The sequence below is a fragment of the Acinetobacter sp. AOR01_HL genome (genome assembly GCF_027855455.1).
In the GTDB taxonomy this organism is placed as follows: domain Bacteria; phylum Pseudomonadota; class Gammaproteobacteria; order Pseudomonadales; family Moraxellaceae; genus Acinetobacter; species Acinetobacter baumannii.
Map to the genome: position 1 here is coordinate 1 of NZ_JAKTIM010000012.1, position 17,738 is coordinate 17,738.

Sequence of the window (17,738 nt, forward strand, 5' to 3'; positions counted from 1 at the left end):
GAGCCTGTAAATTATTTTGTGTAAGTTCCATTTTTTATAAATGATCTTTTAATCGATCATCGAACTGAATCGTAAACCAATTCATTGCTAAACGCCAATTTTGAATTGGCATCGTCCATTTCTTCGCAGCATTTGATGTTGCTAAGTAAATGACCTTCTTTACTGAGTCATCAGATGAAAAGATTTTCCTTTTCTTCGTTGAATGGCGTATTACGCTATTCAACGACTCAATCGCATTTGTTGTATAAATTGCATGACGTATTTCGGCTGGATAGCTAAAGATCGTTCGGATATTTTCCCAATTGGCCCGCCAGGATTCTCCAATTTTGGGATACTGGTGATTCCATTGATCACAGAAGATGTCTAGGGATTTTAAAGCATTTTCCTCTGTACTTGCCTGATAAATCGCTTTCAGACCCGACGTAACAGCTTTGTAGTCTTTCCAGCTTACAAATCTCAGGCTATTGCGTACAACATGCACGATACACAGTTGAATATCAGTATGAGGGTAAACAGAGGCTATCGCGTCAGGGAAGCCTTTTAATCCATCTACACAGGCAACAAGAATGTCCTGTACTCCTCGATTTTTTAGCTCTGTCATGACTGACAGCCAGAATTTGGCACCTTCTGTCTGAGCAATCCACATACCCAGTAATTCTTTTTGCCCATCCATATTGATGCCTAAAGCAAGGTATACGGACTTGTTAATCACATTGGAGTGCTGACGGACTTTGACAACAATACAGTCAAGATAGACAACAGGATAAAGGCTATCTAAGGCTCTATTTTGCCACTCAGTCACTTGCTCAATCACAGCATCGGTAACTTTGCTGATGAGAGATGCTGACACATCGGCATCGTACATTTCTTTGAAGAAGGCTACAATTTCCCTATTAGTCATTCCTTTTGCATACAGTGAGAGGATTTGGTCATCCATACTGGTGATGCGTGTTTGGTGCTTTTTGATAATTTGTGGCTCAAATGAACCTTCTCGATCACGGGGAATATCTAAAGCCAGTTGTCCATCTTGAGTTGTAATGGTTTTAGAACTAAACCCATTACGGCTATTTGAGCCTTTCTTGGGCTGATGCTTTTCATAACCGAGATGGTCTGAAAGTTCAGTATTGAGTGCAGTTTCAATCATGAATTTTTTAAAGACTGCTGTCATTTGGTTTAAGTCTTCTGGTGTTTTTAGACCTTTAGCCAATTCGGCAGCCATACTTTTGATTGTTGCTTCATCCATGTGAAGTACCTTTTGTAATTATCCTCTGAAGGATAAATGAAAATTAAGTACTTACACAAAATTTAGAACAGTCCCTGGTTCAATGAAAATTTATTGGTTCATCGAACAAATGTGCTATTCAAACAGCTACAAAGTTTTGAAACTCATATGTTGAATAATGCTGATCGTATTATTACTTTTAGTACTTTATTGATCTATCAACATGAAGCTTATATGCGTGCCTATCATCTGAACCAATGGATATTACATAAGTTGCAAAAAGGTAATGAAATGGAAAAGGTTCAAGCTGGTTGGGTGGCTATTGATGAGTCAAGTAATTTTATATCAGTTGATCTACAGCCAAAAATTAATGAAATTAATCGTCAATTAGAGATTTATAGGGAACTTGCCAAACCTGATTCAGCACAGCCTAATCGTACTCATCAGCTTAAACCTGCTTGAGTGTTGGAATAATATTGATAGTTGTATTTGAAATAAAAAATTGGAGAGATTATTTACTAATTGAATTAGTAAATTAAAAGTTATTCCAAATAATTTCAGACACATAATATCCTAATGAGAATCATGAAACTCTTTTGAGTTCTTCATGAAAATATGAAAACAAAGTCTGCCATCGAGCAGGCTTTTTTTATGCACAAAATTTAAGGAGTCGAGCTATGAGCTTGAGCTGTCCCTTTTGCCATTCAACGAATGTGATATTGGTTGAAGCAAGTACACAACAATCAAATACGACCTTAACCAATTTGGTCACACCGACCACATTGGGTGCATTGGGAACCACGGTCGCAAAGTCTTTCAATCTGCCACCGATTGTCGGTGGAATAGCAGGAACGGTACTCGGCAGTGTGTTGAATTCATTTACCGAACAAAGCACACCACCACAGCAGAATTTATGCTTCTGCCACAACTGCTACCAAAAGTTTCCAGCGCACCTTTTGCATTAAAGATCGTTAGTAACCACACAAATTCAAATTTCATTTTCAAATTAAAAGGAATAAAACTATGGCACATCAACTTGAACAAATGGCGTATGTCGGAGAAACCCCTTGGCACGGACTAGGGAATCAACTGACACAAAACCAACCGATTGAAGTCTGGGCACAGCAGGCAGGTATGGATTGGCGGATTGAATCTTCTAATGTCAGTTATATGGCGCAGAATGACCGTGGGCAAAGCATCATCATGCCTTATGAAGAACAACGAGTTTTATATCGCTCTGATACCCATGCTCCACTGTCAGTCGTCAGTCAACGCTTTCAGGAAGTGCAACCGAGAGAGATTTTAGAATTCTATCGTGACCTCACCGAGCAATCAGGTTTTGAACTTGAAACCGCAGGTGTACTCAAAGGTGGCAAGAAATTCTGGGCACTAGCACGTACAGGGCAAACATCCATGTTGAAGGGCAAAGATGTCAGTAATGGCTATATGCTCTTGGCAACAGCATGTGACGGAACCCTTGCCACCACCGCACAATTTACCTCGATCCGAGTAGTGTGCAACAATACTTTAGCGATTGCCTTAAAAGGACAGAACAGCAGTGCAGGTGTGGTCAAAGTTCCACACAGTACTAAATTTGATGCTGATAAGGTCAAACAGCAACTCGGTATTTCAGTACGTGCATGGGATGAACACATGTATGAAATGAAGCAACTGACACAACGTAAAGTGAGTCAGATGGAAGCATCCGCTTACTTTGATGCCGTGTTCAATAACAGCACAATGAACAACGTGGTGGATCAGGAGGACAACATCATCCAGTTCTACCGTGATGTAGCCTTACAAGCCCAAGCCAATGGCAAGGACAAAGCTGAACCAAATGCCAAATCGATGAGTCGAGCTATGGAAATGTTTAATGGTCAAGGACGAGGTGCGGAGCTAAGTTCAGCCAAAGGAACAGCCTATGGATTACTGTGTTCAATCACAGAATTTATAGACCACGAACGTCGTGCCATGAGTACCGATCACCGGCTTGATTCAGCTTGGTTTGGTGCTGGCGCATCGATCAAACAACGAGGATTGGAACAGGCACTTAACATGCTTGCATAGTGCGGAATATACATTTTTCAATCATGGAAAGTTAGACCTAACTAAGCATTTTTAAATGGAATTTCGAATTTTAAAAATTATTAAAACCATAGCTTCGGCTGTGGTTTTTTTATGCCCATTTTTTGTGATCCCCATCATTTTACATAGCAAAATAATCAGGACTTCAATATGAATACCGCAATTTTAAATCCATCTATGCAACAGGCAAGTACCCCATTTATTGCCCCAAAATTATTCACAGCCAAACGCTTGGTCAATACAAAGAATATGACTCAAGCAGAATGGCTTGAAGTCAGACGCCAAGGTATTGGCAGTAGTGACTGTGCCGCAGCCTGTGGACTTAATCCCTATATGTCGATGCTAGAACTGTGGATGATCAAGACAGGTCGAGTTAAACAATCCATTGAAGATGAAAGCACAGGTCATGCCCCTTTATATTGGGGTAAACAACTTGAACCTTTGGTCGCTGAATACTACAGCATGCATACCAACAACAAAGTTCGTCGTATCAATGCCGTACTACAACATCCTGATGAGGATAAGCATTTTATGCTGGCTAACTTAGATTACTCGGTGGTAGGTAGTGAGGAAGTACAGATTTTAGAATGCAAAACCGCAGGGGAATATGGAGCAAAGTTATGGCGAGATGGTGTGCCTTTATACGTATTGTGTCAGGTGCAACATCAACTCGCTGTAACAGGCAAAAAGGCAGCGCATATTTGTGTGCTGATCTGTGGTCATGAAACTCGTATCTATAAAGTGGCACGCAGTGAATCAGTCATTCAACATATTGTGAATGCAGAGCGATACTTTTGGGAGTGTGTGGAAAATGACACGCCACCTTCAGTCGATGCCAGTGAATCGGCAGCTAAAGCCATTCAGCAACTCTATCCTCAACATATTCCACTCAGTGTCGAAGATCTCAGTCAAAATGAACAAGCCAATCAGTTGTTTGCTCAACTGATTCAAGAAAAGCATCATATTGAAAAACACCAAAACAGCTTTGATGAAACTAAGCATCAAATTCAGATGTTAATGAAAGATGCTGAACGAGCAACTTTTGCCAATGGTTCAGTGACGTGGAAACGATCTAAAGACTCCATTGCTTTAGATAATAAGGCTGTATTGAAAATGCATCCTGAACTAATCAATGAGTTTCCACAAAACAAGGTGGGGACACGACGTTTTCAAATCTATAGCAATGATGACTGACCCGATCAAAACCATGCATCTATATCGCTAACTATATATGCATGAAATATCCATTCTTCCCAAAAGCGCAAAAAAACCACCCCCGATCTACCGACTCCCGAAGGAGCGGTAGACCAACAATGGCGGTTTTTGCGAAGTCGTAGCTTTTCATATTTCTGTTTACTTACATAGCAAGGGGTAATCAGTAAAATTTTACTTATAGGACAAACAACATGATCAAAGGTTTAGCGATTACACCGCCAATACTCGGCAGAATTAGTATCGGTAAAGTGGTCGAAAAGAATGGTAAACGTCTGCCTGAAAAAGATGATCAATTTACGATTACTAGCCAAATTCAGAATAAGGATGGCTGGGTGAAACACCCACTGGATGAGCAGCTAAGAGCCAAGGCACAAAACCAGAAACTCAGAACCATTCCTGTCCGGATGATTTTTAATGATCCTGAACTCAACTTGCGAGCTGAGTACACTCTATTCGACCGACAAACTGGTCGGCCCATCTGTACTGGTAATGGTGAAACCTGTCAGCGACTTGGACAAAACGGGGTTGAACAGCATCCATGTCCATCACCTGATTTATGCCCCTTGGCCCAAGGTGGACACTGCAAGCCTTATGGGCGGCTTTACGTCAATCTAGATGAGTCGGATGAGTTGGGTACATTCATTTTTAGGACTACAGGTTTCAATAGCATTCGTACCTTAGCTGCACGGCTTCGTTATTACCATGCGGCTTCAGGTGATTTACTTTCATGTTTGCCATTGCAACTGACCTTACGAGGAAAAAGCACAACGCAAAGTTACCGTACCCCAATTTATTACGTGGACTTAACCTTACGTGATGGAATCAATCTACAAGAAGCCATTACTTCAGCCAAACAGATCGATGGACAAAGCAAGACAGCAGGGTTTTATCAGGAGGCTTTAGATCATGTGGCAAGGCTAGGTTATGGTAATGCCAGATTTGAGGTAGGAGGTGAGGAGGGACTGGATATTGTTGAGGAGTTTTATATCAATGAACCAAAACCAGAGCAGGGTCAGCAGCTTAGTGATTTAACTCATGTTCAAGACATTCAGAAAGGGTTGCAGCATTCTGTGCAGGCTCTCAATTGAAATGGACCTAGTTAGAAAAGAGTACTTGTACTCTTTTTTTTGCAGATTTTGGACTGTAGATAAGAAAATACTCACTCCTAGAATTTTTGAGAGATGGATTTACTTTAATAACGCTTTTTAGTATTTTGGTAGCAAATCAGAAGTATGTTCATGACTATGCGTTCAAGTAGGTTTTCTAAGCTTATACTCGCATTTGTCCTGTTTTTGTTTACCATAACAATTACGGGAGTTCATGCGTGGGCGCCTGTTCTACTTGAAAATATTGAACATCAGCATGAGTTGAGTATCATTGTAGAGGATGATGCTTCTAGTCATTGGTCTTTACAGCACTCAGATGATTCTCTAAAAAGTTCTGCTGATCATGATGCAGAAGCACATACGTGGAAGAATTTTGATGAGCCGATCTATCATCATTCAGTAAAGCCAATTTCTTCTGATAGTGATTTCAGCATAGATCCAATCTTTATTCTTAGTTTCGCACTTCCACTAGTTTTATTCTTTTTCCAGCTTTTTGAAAAGCCCGTTTATCGAGTCTTTTTAAAGCGGCGATCCCCTCTAGTATTTAGTAATTCTTATACTTTCTCTAAAGATTTAATCGTCCTACGTAATTGATCTTTCTATACAAAAAATAGTTTTTAATTTTTTTGTATAGGTAAAGTCATGTCTAAAAAATATCAGATATTTCTTACCTGTGGATTTGTAGCAACAGCAGCAAATGTATTCGCAGAAACGAATTATGCAGAACTACAAAAGCAGGTAATCGCAAATGATGCTGTACTCAATAGCTTACAGCAGTCCGAGCAAGCTTATGAAATCAATCAAAAGTTTGCTGGCAGATTAATTAATCCGACTTTCAATATGGAGTTGGATAATCTCGGTAATTCAAAATTGAAAGATTTGGATGGCCCAACAACCTTGCTGGGGCTATCACAAGAGATCCCCCTCAGTAATAAACTTTCCTTGAGAAAACAGATTGCGAGTTTTCAAGGTGATCGTAATCAGTTCGAAATAGCAAAGCGTCAGGCTGAACTCAAAGCAGATTTAAGAATCTGTATGGCGAACTGGTATGTAGCTACTCAGCGTGCTGAAATTTATTCTTCTGAGAGTAAATTGAATGCCAGACAAGCTAACGTTCTTTCCGAACGTCTTAAGTACGGGCGAGTAATTCCTTCCGATGCTCAACTAAGCATAGCACTTTCATCTGAGTCGAAATTGCGCCATCAAAATGAAGTGAAGAAGATTCAGTTCCAGAAAAATCTATGTTCTAAGTTCACTTCCAACCTGCCCAGTAGTGCATTGGAGGTTCCGCTAAGCTTTAATTTCACAGACAAAATAAGTTTGTCTGAGCAAGAAGCAACTTTAAGTTCAAAGCTGAAAAAAGCTCAGTTTGAGTTGGCTCGTAAAGAAGCAATACCAGATATTACTTTGGGAGTAGGGGTTAGAAACTACCAAGAAACCAATGACAAAGTCTTTCAGGTTTCGACATCAATACCCCTCAATATTTTTAGTCGAAATAAAGGCAATATTGCGATCGCTCAAGCAGAGCATACGAAAGCAGAAACACAGTCGGTGCTTGTGAATCGTAATTCTAAAATTGAATTGGAAAACAAGGCTATTGAGGTTTCCAACTTGATTGATGCGATTAAGCAATATGATCAAACGGTTTTGCCCGCAACAAATGAGAGTCTCCGAATTGCTGAAATGGGATACCAAGCAGGGAAAAACTCTTTACTTGAATTCAATAATATTAAGCAAATTTGGTTAGACAAACATCTTGCTCGATTCGATATGTGGTTGGCTTTGCAAACTGAAATTGCAGATGTCGAACGTAACTACATTACTCATTTAGATCAAGAATAAGGGCAAGAATATGAATAAACAAACCAATACATTGATTGCAACTGGTGTCGTTGCCTTACTTATCGTCTTATGTGCAATTGCTTGGTATAAATCGGGCAATAAAACACAAGCGAGCGCACATGGTGAGGTCGCCGAAGAAAAAGTAGCTGTGGCTGGAGATGAGAAAGGGCCTCACGGTGGTCGTTTATATCGAGATGGAGATTTCTCTGCTGAGGTCAAGATATTTGAGGAAGGAGTGGAACCACACCTCCGTGTTTATGGGTATTTGAAAGATAAACTACTTAAACCTGAAGACTTAACAGCAAATATCTACATCAAACGTTTGGATGCCGAGCAAAATATTCAATTTCAACCTGAGAGTGATTACTTAATTGGGAATGAAATTGTTTACGAGCCACATTCCTTTTTAATGATGATAAACGTTGATTATCAAGGGAAAAAGCATACTTGGAAATGGGATACGAAGGAAGGCCGTGTCACCATGTTGGACAGTAGTATTAAGAGCAGTGGATTAGAGCTTTTAAAAGTTGAATCAAAGATGTTTGAAAATGCTTTGGAGTTAAAAGGCGAACTGAAGTTTCCTGATAATTTTGAAAGCTTTATTACGCCTAAAGCCAGTGGGACATTGATCAAAACTTACCGTAATCTAGGTGATAAGGTGAGTCAGGGAGACTTACTTGCTGTAGTTCAAAGCCAAGATGTAATTCGTTTGAATGCCGATCGTAAAGTTGCTTTGGACAGCCTACAGTTTGCTCGTCAAAAAATGGAACAGGAACGAGCGCTATGGCAAAAGCGTGTATCACCTGAAATTGATTATATTTCAGCAAAACGAGACTTTGACGCAGCACAAACTCGTGCAAATGAGTTGAATAACTTAATCAACTCTTATGGTGGTTCTAGTAATGGTACTGTTGAAGTTCGTGCTGCAATGTCTGGAACAATATTAGAAGTCCTTGGTGCTGTTGGATCAAATGTAAGTTCTTCAACACCTATTTTTAAAATCGCAAATACTTCTCAACTTTTAGCAGTTGTTAATGTTCCCGCTGACAGGCTAAATGCTATAAATCCTAACAATAAGGTTAAAGTTAAACCTCAAAGCCCTGTGGATACAGAAGAAGCTTTAGGACGAATTAAATATATCAGTGATGTCATTGATCCAAAGACACGTACAGCACAGGTCTTTATTGAAGTACCAAACCAGTTTAAGTGGCGCTCAGGACAGTTAATCACGGCCCAAATTTTTGAAAATCAAAGTTTGAAGCCGATGGTTGTGCGTGAAGATGCTCTACAGAGCTTCCGTGATTGGGATGTTGTATTCATTCGTGTTGGCAATGATTTTGAAGCTAGGCCTCTGGAGCTTGGTGAAAAGTACAATGGGTATGTGGAAGTTAAATCTGGATTACGCGTAGGACAGGTTTATGCCGCTGGAAATTCATATCTTTTAAAAGCAGAGCTAGGGAAATCTGGCGCTACTCATGACCACTAAGGGGAGTAGCGACTATGTTTGACCAGATTGTTAAGCTCTCGATTAAGAATCGTTGGCTTGTACTTATCGTATTTTTATTTGTTGGTGCATTAGGGGTTTATAACTATTTCAAGTTACCGATTGATGCAGTCCCTGATATTACGAATGTACAAGTCCAGATTAATAGTGAAGCTCAAGGACTCTCTCCAATGGAGATGGAGTCTCAAGTGACCTATCCCATTGAAACTGCTTTGGCAGGTATTCCAAATTTAGACTATACACGCTCCGTATCTCGATATGGTCTATCTCAAGTAACGGCAATTTTCAAAGAAGGGACGGATATTTATTTTGCCCGACAATTAGTCAATGAGAAGCTACAAGGAGTGACACCAAATCTTCCCGTTGGAATTGCAACTTCTATGGGGCCTGTTTCTACAGGACTTGGCGAAATCTTCATGTATACCGTTGAAAATGCCAAGAACAATCCTAATCCACTTTCACCAACGGAATTACGCACCTTACAAGACTGGGTGATTAAACCTCAGCTTCGAAATGTAGAGGGTGTTAATGAAATCAATACCATTGGTGGTTATCTCAAACAATTTGTAGTTCAACCTGATTATGCTTATTTACGTAGCATAGGGCTGGATCAGAAGACAATTTTAGAGGCTATCTCTAAGAACAGCATGAATAAAGGCTCGGGGTATATTGAGAAAAATGGTGAACAGTATTTAATTCGTTCTGATTCTCAAATTAACTCGATTGAGCAAGTCCAGAATATCCCGATTACGACGAGCAATGGTTATATCCTCAGATTGAAAGATGTTGCCAAAATATCTATTGGTCACGAATTACGTACAGGTGCTGCAACTAAAGATGGGCAAGAAATTGTACTGGGTACAGCATTCATGCTTATTGGTGAGAACTCACGAAATGTTGCTCACGCTGTTGATCAAAAGCTACAACAGGTTCAAAAATCATTACCAGAAGGTGTGGAAGCAAAAGCTGTCTATAACCGTACAACTTTGGTTGATGCAACGATACAGACGGTGAAAAAGAATCTTTTAGAAGGTGCGATTCTGGTAATCGTTGTTCTGTTTGTATTTCTTGGTCACTTCCGTGCTGCGCTGATTACCGCTTTGGTCATTCCTTTATCCATGCTGATGACAATCACAGGTATGGTGAACCAGAAAATTAGTGCAAACCTTATGAGTCTTGGGGCACTAGATTTCGGGATTATTGTAGATGGTGCTGTTGTAATTGTTGAGGCCTCCTTAGCAAAGTTGGCAATTAAACAAAAAGAGCTTGGGCGAGTTTTAACAAGGCAAGAACGCTTTACGACTGTGTTTGAGGCGACTAAAGAATCCCGCAAAGCGATTCTCTATGGTCAATTGATCATTATCTTGGTGTATCTACCTGTAATGACTCTGACTGGTGTTGAAGGAAAGATGTTTACACCAATGGCTGCAACAGTGGTTATGGCTTTAGTGGCAGCAATGATTCTTTCAATTACGTTTGTCCCTGCAATGGTGGCATTGGTCACTACTGGTGAAATTAAAGAAGAAGAGTCAAAAATCGTCCATGGCATCAAAAGATTTTATAACCCAATTCTAGATTGGTCTTTAAATCACAGATATTTGCTAATCGCTTTTGTCTCTATTTTCTTTGTTTTTAGTGCAAGTCTTTCGACTCGTTTAGGCTCAGAGTTTATACCTTCCTTGGATGAGGGAGATGTAGCACTACATGCCTTGCGTATCCCTGGTACGTCGTTGACTCAAGCAATTGAAATGCAATACACGTTAGAAAAAGAGATTAAGAAAATTCCAGAAGTTCAGACTATTTTTGCCAAAGTGGGGACTGCTGAAATTGCGACTGATCCTGTTCCACCTAACGTAGCAGATAACTTTGTCATGCTGAAACCTCGTAGTCAGTGGCCTAATCCTGATAAGGAAAAGTCTGCGGTTGTTGCTGAAATTGAACGCGTATCTAAAGGCGTATATGGAAACAATTATGAGTTTACACAGCCGATTCAAATGCGTTTTAACGAACTTATTTCAGGTGTCCGAACAGATGTTGCCGTAAAAATTTATGGTGATGATTTAGAGCAGTTGCTTGAATCAGCAAACGCTGCCGCTAAGATTTTAGAGGGAGTCAAAGGTACTGCTGATCTTAAAGTCGAACAGATGTCTGGTTTACCCATGGTTTCTGTTGAGCTGAAAAAAGACATGATTGCCAACTATGGGCTTGATGCAGAGGATGTACAAAAACAGGTTTCTAGCCTAATCACAGGTGAGACAGTAGGTAAGGTGTTTGAAGGAGATCGAAAGTTCGACATTGTGGTACGTATGGATCAAAACTCGGTAACAGATCTAGAAAAGCTGTATCAGATTCCTGTGAGCTTAGCTGATGGTTCGAGTGTTCTTTTATCAGAATTGATCGAGTTAAAAAACGTTCAAGGACCAAACCAGATTTCTCGCGAAAATGGTAAACGGCGTATCGTCATTACAGCAAATGTTCGTGGAACTGATATTGGTAGTTACATTTCAGAAGCACAATCTAAGCTGAATGCTGATTTTAAATTACCAGATGGTTATTGGCTGACTTGGGGCGGTACGTTTGAGCAAATGGAATCTGCTTCAAATCGTCTTATGGTTGTAGTACCGATTGCTTTAATTCTGATCTTTGCCATGATCTATATGGCTTTAGGTAATGTTAGAAACAGTATCTTGGTATTCACAGGTGTGCCATTTGCACTAACAGGTGGTGTGATTGCTTTAGCACTACGTGATATTCCATTCTCAATTTCTGCGGCTGTGGGTTTCATTGCCTTATCGGGTGTTGCTGTGCTGAATGGTTTGGTTCTTGTTTCAGCCATTCAGCGACTTAGAGTTCAAGGTGAAAGTGTCATTGATGCAGTGAAACATGGTGCAATGGAAAGACTCCGTCCCGTGTTGATTACAGCTTTAGTCGCTTCATTAGGTTTTATTCCGATGGCCTTAAACGTAGGCATTGGCTCTGAAGTTCAGCGCCCAATTGCAACTGTTGTTATTGGTGGGATTATTTCATCAACCTTACTGACTTTGATTATTTTGCCAACCTTATATGTGTGGTTTAACCAAGGTAGGTCAAGAAAATCAAACGAAGCTGCTAAACAGGTTGTTTAGGGGCATCTTTAATGACAAATATATTGCGAGATAAACAAAACAAATTTGTGATGATGTTGCTAGTCTGCATGATCAGTCTCGCTTTATGTTTGCACTTTAAAGAGCATGTAACTGAAAATGAATTTCAGAGACACGTTTCAATTGATGCAATTAACTCTCACCATCATGAGATAAGCCAACAACATTCACATAGTCACCAAGATAATTACTATGAACATTTTGTTGGCTATGACGTACTTAAATCGGCCGCTTTAGCTCATCTCTTAAAAGGGATTTCGATTTTAGATTGGTCAAAAGAATATGTTTATCTGATGGTGAGTCGTATTTTTAAACCGCCCAAAAAGTTAATGGATTTTCAATTCATTTTAAATTTTGGAGTTTGATATACATGCAAATTATTGCTTCACACATTGTGAAATTAAGTGCTTACATAAAGCTATTACTTGCTTTATTCATTACATTGGTAAGCCCTACACTTTTTGCTCATGGAGTAGCGGAAGGTGATAAGGGCTATATTCAAGAAATTTATGGCATTCATGTGATTCCATTCATCTATTTGGGTGCGAAGCATATGGTCACTGGATATGACCATTTACTATTTCTTGTTGGCATTATCTTCTTCTTATACCGAATGAAAGATATCGGCTTGTACGTCAGCCTATTTGCACTTGGGCATTCGATTACGATGCTGGTGGGTGTTTATTACAATATCTCGATAAACGCCTACATCATTGATGCAATCATTGGTTTTTCGATTGTTTATAAGGCTCTAGATAACTTGGGGGCTTATCAGCGTTGGTTTGGTTTTCAACCAAACACGAAAATCGCGACTTTAATTTTTGGTCTGATTCATGGTTTTGGACTCGCAGTAAAAATTCAGGAATATGAAGTTCCGAGTGATGGACTGTTGGCAAATTTAATCTCATTCAATATTGGGGTTGAATTAGGCCAGTTTATGGCTCTGTGCATCATCTTGTTATTAATGACGTTTTGGAGAAAGACACCTTATTTCTTTAAAACAGCTTATCAAAGCAATGTCTTCCTCATGTTCCTCGGTTTTTTACTTGTTGGCTATCAACTTACTGGCTTCATTACTCAATAAGGATCTAAATTATGTATAACGCTGAAATTCCAAAAGATATCGAATTACCTTCATCAAAAAAGTTAATTAAATCAACAGCAATTGCTGCCGTAAGTGCCGTTATTGTGCTAGTTACCTGTGTCATGCCTGCGGAGTATGCAATTGATCCGACAGGTATGGGTAAAGTGCTTGGTTTAACGAAAATGGGAGAAATCAAACAATCACTAACTGAAGAGTCAGAAAATGGTATCAATGCTGCACAGGCAGTGAATAGTGTTGAACAAATATCAGTAGAAACTTCGACTCAAACGGCAACTGATAATGCTCAAATGATTATGCCTGCTATTAATAAAGAGAGCATTAGTATTGAGCTTAAACCGGGCCAAGCAACCGAAGTGAAACTGACGATGCCACAAAGTGCAAGTGTCAACTTTGACTGGAAAGCTGTTGGAGGTGGTCTTAATTATGATACCCATGGTGATCCAGTGAACGCTCCTAAAGGGTTCTATCATGGCTATGGAAAAGGAAAGAATGAAACAACTCAGCAGGGTGTCTTAAAGGCAGCTTTTGATGGCAAGCATGGTTGGTTCTGGCGTAACCGTACGGAAAATCCAGTGACTGTAACTCTACTTGTAGAAGGGCAGTTTAGTGAAATGAAGAAAGTCTTTTAAGTTTTGATCAATCTCCTTGGAATAATATTCCAAGGAGATTCAATTGCTAAAGAAGTCAGGTTCTAAAAGGAATCCATAAGATGCTAGAAGTACTAAAAAACACAACATATCGGCATTTGTTTTTGGCCCAAGTAATAGCGCTAATCGGAACGGGGTTAATCACAATCGCCCTAGCTTTACAGGCGTACGATATTGCAAAGGGGGAAGCAGCCCAAGTTCTTGGTATTGCATTGGCAATTAAGATGATTGCTTATATCGGTGTAGCGCCTATAGCATCTGCATTTGCTGAGCGATTACCAAGAAAAAAAGTATTGGTTGGGCTAGATGTTATTCGAGCATTAACAGCATTGTGTCTACCGTTTGTGACACAAATTTGGCAAATTTATATTCTCATTTTTATTTTGCAATCTGCTTCTGCTGCATTTACACCAACATTTCAGGCAATGATTCCAGATGTTTTACCTGAAGAAAAAGACTATACCAATGCGCTATCATTATCACGATTGGCCTATGATTTAGAAAATATTATTAGTCCGATGCTCGCGGCATTTTTATTAACTTTGATGAGTTATCACAACTTATTTTTGGGAACGGTATTAGGTTTTATCGGTTCTGCTTTGTTTGTGGTAAGTGCGAAATTACCAGTTGCCAAAGTACCTGCGTTTAGAGGTGTTTATAGCCGTATTAAGCAGGGAGCTAAAATTTATTTTAATACGCCTAGACTTAAAGCATTGCTTGCTCTCAATTTAGCAATTGCGTCAGCAAGCGCTGTAGTGATTGTAAATACCGTGGTATTGGTTCAATCGACATTTAAGCTAACTGAAAATGCGACTACTTGGGCTTTTGGTTTATTTGGATTTGGTTCAATGCTTTCGGCTTTCATTTTGCCTAAGATATTGGATAAGTTCCCAGATCGATCAGTGATGTTGACGGGAACAACAATTCTTGTAATTGGGCTGTTAAGTGGTTATTTCATTACATCTTATAATGGTTTGCTTGTACTTTGGTTTGTGCTTGGTATTGGATATTCTGTTTCACAAACACCTACAGGCCGTTTGATTCGAAAATCTGCATCGAGTGAGAGTAGGACCTCTCTATTCGCAGCGCAATTTGCGTTTTCACATGCTTGCTGGTTAGTGACTTATCCCTTGGTTGGATGGCTCACTACTAACATAGGAACATTACAAACTTTTATACCGATGGCAGTGATTGCAACGATTTCTTTATTACTTGCAATGCGTTTGTGGCCATCACAGGATGAGGCTCTTTTACCCCACAGTCATGATGATTTACCTCCAGATCATGAGCATTTGCAGCAGCATCGAATCAATGGAGTACACGTCCATGAATATATTATTGATGACTATCATGAAAAGTGGCCTAAATAACTCTTTTTCGACTAATGACTTAGAAAGATTCCGTTTGTTTGTTGTACAATTATAAGCTTATTTTATTGTTCAATAAAAAAAGGGGAACAACATGAAAAAACTAATCTTGGTATGTTTAATGGGGCTTGCGGTAACAAATGCTTTTGCTCATTCAGGTGGTACTGATTCTTCAGGCTGCCACACGAATAGCAAGACAGGGGATCGTCACTGCCATTAATAATAAAAATGAGTAGAACATTTTGTTCTACTCATTTTGAATAACGATCTAATAATAATAAGTACTGTTTCATTTCTTCTTCATCAAAATTTTGATCCCCTTTCAATACATGTTCTCTTAAATGTTGTTCAAGAAGTTGCTGCATTAACCCATTAACAGCACCTTTAATTGCTGCAACTTGTTGTAATACTTCAAGACAAGAGCTTTCAGGTGTTAATAATGACTTTTCAACAGAAGTAACCTGTCCTTGAATCCGCTTGATGCGATTAAGTATTTTTTTATCTTGATGCAAATGAGACATGATTTTTCCTAAAAAAAATATATACTGGGGGGAGTATCTTGGAAAGATAAAATTTATGCAACTTCATAGTAACTTAGATCGTCGTCATTCTCATCAATTCGATGAAGGAAATCCTTTAGCACAAAAGAAAATACTGATTGCGACAATTCTTACAGCAATCATGATGGTACTAGAGATATTGGGGGGATGGATTTTTAATTCGATGGCCTTACTCGCAGATGGCTGGCATATGAGTTCACATATGGTTGCTCTCGGCTTAGCTTATTTCGCATATCGAATGGCCCGACATTATGCTCATGATCAGCGATTTAGTTTTGGTACTTGGAAAATTGAGATTCTAGCAGGGTACAGTAGTGCTATTTTACTTATGGTTGTAGCACTTTTAATGGGTATTCAATCTATCGATCGATTAATGAATCCCGTGAATATTCATTACAATGAGGCAATACCAATTGCAATTGTTGGTTTATTGGTAAACTTGGTTTGTGCATGGTTATTACATGACGGAGGCCACCACCATCACCACGAGCATGATCATCACCATGAACACGACCACCACCACGATCATCATGACTTAAATCAAAAGGCGGCGTTTCTGCATGTAGTAGCTGATGCGGTTACTTCTGTATTGGCAATTGTTGCATTGTTTGCGGGGAAATATTTTGGTTGGAGTTTCTTAGATGCACTATTAGGTGTAGTTGGAGCTATTCTTGTCGCTAAATGGTCATGGGGATTATTAAATGAGACAGGAAAGACACTACTCGATGCAGAAATGTCTCACCCTGTGGTTGATGAAATCAAAGAGGTTATAGAGGAATTTCCTCAAGTTAATATTACTGATTTACATGTTTGGAAAGTTGGTAGAGGCAAGTTTTCTTGCATCTTGGCTTTAGAGAGTACAGGTGTAGATTTAACACCAGATGTAGTGAAACAGGCACTCTCTATCCATGAAGAAATTGTGCATGCAAGTGTTGAAATACATTTTATTTGAATTATTGAATGGTTAGAGGTGGATCAGGAAATTTGAACAACACTTATAAGTGATATTTTGCTCCCCAAATGATGTTATAAACATCAATATATGGAGTATTTTATGGCACGTAGACCAAGAAGAAATCATTCAAATGATTTTAAAGCTAAGGTAGCACTTGCTGCGATTAAAGCAGAAAAAACACTTGCTGAATTGAGTGCTGAATTTGATGTTCATCAAAACCAAATTATCGACTGGAAAAATCAACTGATTTCAGCTTCCTCGCAAGCTTTCGATCAATCAAAAGCTCCAACAGAACCACCCATCGATCTAAAAAAACTACATGCAAAAATCGGTGAGCAGGCATTAGAAATTGATTTTTTAGAAGGTGTGTTGAAGAAACTGGGCCGCTTCAACCACAAAAGTTAATCGATGACTCACTTCAGATTTCAGTATCTAAGCAAGCTCAGCTGCTGAAAGTCTCCCGTGGTTGTTATTACTATCGCCCAAAACCTGTGAGTGCATCAGATCTGAAGCTGATGCGGTGTATGGATGAGTTACATATGCAATACCCTTTTGCAGGTAGCCGTATGATGCGTGATTTGTTGAATCGTCAAGGACATCATATAGGACGACGTCATACACGTACTTTAATGAAGAAAATGGGCATTAATGCGTTATATTGCAAACCAAATTTAAGCCAGGCTAATCAAGCTCACCGCAAATATCCATATCTGCTCAAAGGATTGGCTATTCAGCGCAGTAATCAAGTGTGGTCTACGGATATAACGTATATCCCTATGGCAAAAGGCTTTGTTTATTTATGTGCTGTGATTGATTGGCATAGCCGCAAGGTACTTGCGCATAGAGTATCGATTAGTATGGAGGTTACATTTTGCATAGAAACATTAAATGAAGCTATTGAAAAATATGGTCGACCTGAAATATTTAATACAGACCAAGGCAGTCAGTTTACCAGTGATGCATTTATTGATGTATTGAAATCAAATG

The 17,738-nt window shown here is 39.3% G+C and carries 16 protein-coding genes and 2 pseudogenes; 16 read left to right on the top strand and 2 right to left on the bottom strand.

The window, feature by feature from the left end:
• Nucleotides 1-34: 34 nt before the first annotated feature.
• Nucleotides 35-1,243 carry an IS256-like element ISAba26 family transposase gene (locus MKL62_RS02060; RefSeq protein WP_000343018.1) on the bottom strand — a complete coding sequence of 403 codons (1,209 nt, stop codon included), beginning with the start codon at nucleotides 1,241-1,243 and terminating at the stop codon, nucleotides 35-37.
• 75 nt (nucleotides 1,244-1,318) lie between these two features.
• Here MKL62_RS02060 and MKL62_RS02065 point away from each other — a divergent pair.
• The 14 genes and pseudogenes from MKL62_RS02065 to MKL62_RS02130 form a co-directional block, all read left to right on the top strand.
• Nucleotides 1,319-1,684, top strand: a pseudogene (locus MKL62_RS02065) (glycine zipper family protein); the annotation flags it as partial.
• 215 nt (nucleotides 1,685-1,899) lie between these two features.
• Nucleotides 1,900-2,187 (top strand): hypothetical protein, encoded by a 288-nt coding sequence (locus MKL62_RS02070; RefSeq protein WP_000058781.1) that lies wholly within the window; start codon nucleotides 1,900-1,902, stop codon nucleotides 2,185-2,187.
• 58 nt (nucleotides 2,188-2,245) lie between these two features.
• Nucleotides 2,246-3,289 (top strand): DUF932 domain-containing protein, encoded by a 1,044-nt coding sequence (locus MKL62_RS02075; protein WP_000951122.1) that lies wholly within the window; start codon nucleotides 2,246-2,248, stop codon nucleotides 3,287-3,289.
• Between the two features lie 168 nt (nucleotides 3,290-3,457).
• Nucleotides 3,458-4,501, top strand: a complete 1,044-nt coding sequence (locus MKL62_RS02080; protein WP_001090272.1) for a YqaJ viral recombinase family nuclease — start codon at nucleotides 3,458-3,460, stop codon at nucleotides 4,499-4,501.
• Between the two features lie 212 nt (nucleotides 4,502-4,713).
• The gene (locus MKL62_RS02085) at nucleotides 4,714-5,610 is read left to right on the top strand and encodes a recombination directionality factor (RefSeq protein WP_000589670.1); all 897 of its coding nucleotides are present in this window, start codon (nucleotides 4,714-4,716) and stop codon (nucleotides 5,608-5,610) included.
• 156 nt (nucleotides 5,611-5,766) lie between these two features.
• A complete protein-coding gene (locus MKL62_RS02090) occupies nucleotides 5,767-6,222 on the top strand; it encodes a hypothetical protein (protein ID WP_002086797.1) in 456 nt (151 codons plus the stop codon).
• A gap of 48 nt (nucleotides 6,223-6,270) precedes the next feature.
• Entirely contained in the window at nucleotides 6,271-7,470 is a 1,200-nt protein-coding gene (locus MKL62_RS02095; RefSeq protein ID WP_000039774.1) for a TolC family protein, read from the top strand.
• A gap of 10 nt (nucleotides 7,471-7,480) precedes the next feature.
• Nucleotides 7,481-8,956 carry an efflux RND transporter periplasmic adaptor subunit gene (locus tag MKL62_RS02100; protein WP_001041870.1) on the top strand — a complete coding sequence of 492 codons (1,476 nt, stop codon included), beginning with the start codon at nucleotides 7,481-7,483 and terminating at the stop codon, nucleotides 8,954-8,956.
• A 14-nt stretch (nucleotides 8,957-8,970) separates the two neighbouring features.
• The gene (locus tag MKL62_RS02105; RefSeq protein WP_000460236.1) at nucleotides 8,971-12,099 is read left to right on the top strand and encodes an efflux RND transporter permease subunit; all 3,129 of its coding nucleotides are present in this window, start codon (nucleotides 8,971-8,973) and stop codon (nucleotides 12,097-12,099) included.
• Between the two features lie 11 nt (nucleotides 12,100-12,110).
• Nucleotides 12,111-12,482: a hypothetical protein gene (locus MKL62_RS02110; protein WP_000181823.1), complete on the top strand. Its 372-nt coding sequence runs from the start codon at nucleotides 12,111-12,113 to the stop codon at nucleotides 12,480-12,482.
• A 5-nt stretch (nucleotides 12,483-12,487) separates the two neighbouring features.
• The gene (locus tag MKL62_RS02115) at nucleotides 12,488-13,201 is read left to right on the top strand and encodes a HupE/UreJ family protein (RefSeq protein ID WP_001165581.1); all 714 of its coding nucleotides are present in this window, start codon (nucleotides 12,488-12,490) and stop codon (nucleotides 13,199-13,201) included.
• Nucleotides 13,202-13,212: 11 nt separating this feature from the next.
• A complete protein-coding gene (locus tag MKL62_RS02120) occupies nucleotides 13,213-13,851 on the top strand; it encodes a hypothetical protein (RefSeq protein WP_000282061.1) in 639 nt (212 codons plus the stop codon).
• 80 nt (nucleotides 13,852-13,931) lie between these two features.
• Nucleotides 13,932-15,239 carry an MFS transporter gene (locus MKL62_RS02125; protein WP_000895211.1) on the top strand — a complete coding sequence of 436 codons (1,308 nt, stop codon included), beginning with the start codon at nucleotides 13,932-13,934 and terminating at the stop codon, nucleotides 15,237-15,239.
• A gap of 91 nt (nucleotides 15,240-15,330) precedes the next feature.
• A complete protein-coding gene (locus tag MKL62_RS02130) occupies nucleotides 15,331-15,456 on the top strand; it encodes a YHYH domain-containing protein (protein WP_000733641.1) in 126 nt (41 codons plus the stop codon).
• Between the two features lie 31 nt (nucleotides 15,457-15,487).
• Here the strand turns inward: MKL62_RS02130 and MKL62_RS02135 are convergent, their stop codons facing one another.
• Nucleotides 15,488-15,757 carry a metal/formaldehyde-sensitive transcriptional repressor gene (locus MKL62_RS02135; RefSeq protein WP_000018740.1) on the bottom strand — a complete coding sequence of 90 codons (270 nt, stop codon included), beginning with the start codon at nucleotides 15,755-15,757 and terminating at the stop codon, nucleotides 15,488-15,490.
• 55 nt (nucleotides 15,758-15,812) lie between these two features.
• On the opposite strand from MKL62_RS02135, the gene dmeF reads away from it, so the two are divergent.
• Together dmeF and MKL62_RS02145 are read left to right on the top strand one after the other, a co-directional pair.
• Nucleotides 15,813-16,748, top strand: a complete 936-nt coding sequence (gene dmeF / locus MKL62_RS02140) for a CDF family Co(II)/Ni(II) efflux transporter DmeF (RefSeq protein ID WP_001175951.1) — start codon at nucleotides 15,813-15,815, stop codon at nucleotides 16,746-16,748.
• A 90-nt stretch (nucleotides 16,749-16,838) separates the two neighbouring features.
• Nucleotides 16,839-17,738, top strand: a pseudogene (locus tag MKL62_RS02145) (IS3 family transposase); the annotation flags it as partial.

Coding starts and splice junctions, on each gene's coding strand:
- MKL62_RS02060 (WP_000343018.1), bottom strand. CDS start 1,243: ATGGATGAAGCAACAATCAAAAGTATGGCTGCCGAATTGGCTAAAGGT.
- MKL62_RS02070 (WP_000058781.1), top strand. CDS start 1,900: ATGAGCTTGAGCTGTCCCTTTTGCCATTCAACGAATGTGATATTGGTT.
- MKL62_RS02075 (WP_000951122.1), top strand. CDS start 2,246: ATGGCACATCAACTTGAACAAATGGCGTATGTCGGAGAAACCCCTTGG.
- MKL62_RS02080 (WP_001090272.1), top strand. CDS start 3,458: ATGAATACCGCAATTTTAAATCCATCTATGCAACAGGCAAGTACCCCA.
- MKL62_RS02085 (WP_000589670.1), top strand. CDS start 4,714: ATGATCAAAGGTTTAGCGATTACACCGCCAATACTCGGCAGAATTAGT.
- MKL62_RS02090 (WP_002086797.1), top strand. CDS start 5,767: ATGCGTTCAAGTAGGTTTTCTAAGCTTATACTCGCATTTGTCCTGTTT.
- MKL62_RS02095 (WP_000039774.1), top strand. CDS start 6,271: ATGTCTAAAAAATATCAGATATTTCTTACCTGTGGATTTGTAGCAACA.
- MKL62_RS02100 (WP_001041870.1), top strand. CDS start 7,481: ATGAATAAACAAACCAATACATTGATTGCAACTGGTGTCGTTGCCTTA.
- MKL62_RS02105 (WP_000460236.1), top strand. CDS start 8,971: ATGTTTGACCAGATTGTTAAGCTCTCGATTAAGAATCGTTGGCTTGTA.
- MKL62_RS02110 (WP_000181823.1), top strand. CDS start 12,111: ATGACAAATATATTGCGAGATAAACAAAACAAATTTGTGATGATGTTG.
- MKL62_RS02115 (WP_001165581.1), top strand. CDS start 12,488: ATGCAAATTATTGCTTCACACATTGTGAAATTAAGTGCTTACATAAAG.
- MKL62_RS02120 (WP_000282061.1), top strand. CDS start 13,213: ATGTATAACGCTGAAATTCCAAAAGATATCGAATTACCTTCATCAAAA.
- MKL62_RS02125 (WP_000895211.1), top strand. CDS start 13,932: ATGCTAGAAGTACTAAAAAACACAACATATCGGCATTTGTTTTTGGCC.
- MKL62_RS02130 (WP_000733641.1), top strand. CDS start 15,331: ATGAAAAAACTAATCTTGGTATGTTTAATGGGGCTTGCGGTAACAAAT.
- MKL62_RS02135 (WP_000018740.1), bottom strand. CDS start 15,757: ATGTCTCATTTGCATCAAGATAAAAAAATACTTAATCGCATCAAGCGG.
- dmeF (WP_001175951.1), top strand. CDS start 15,813: ATGCAACTTCATAGTAACTTAGATCGTCGTCATTCTCATCAATTCGAT.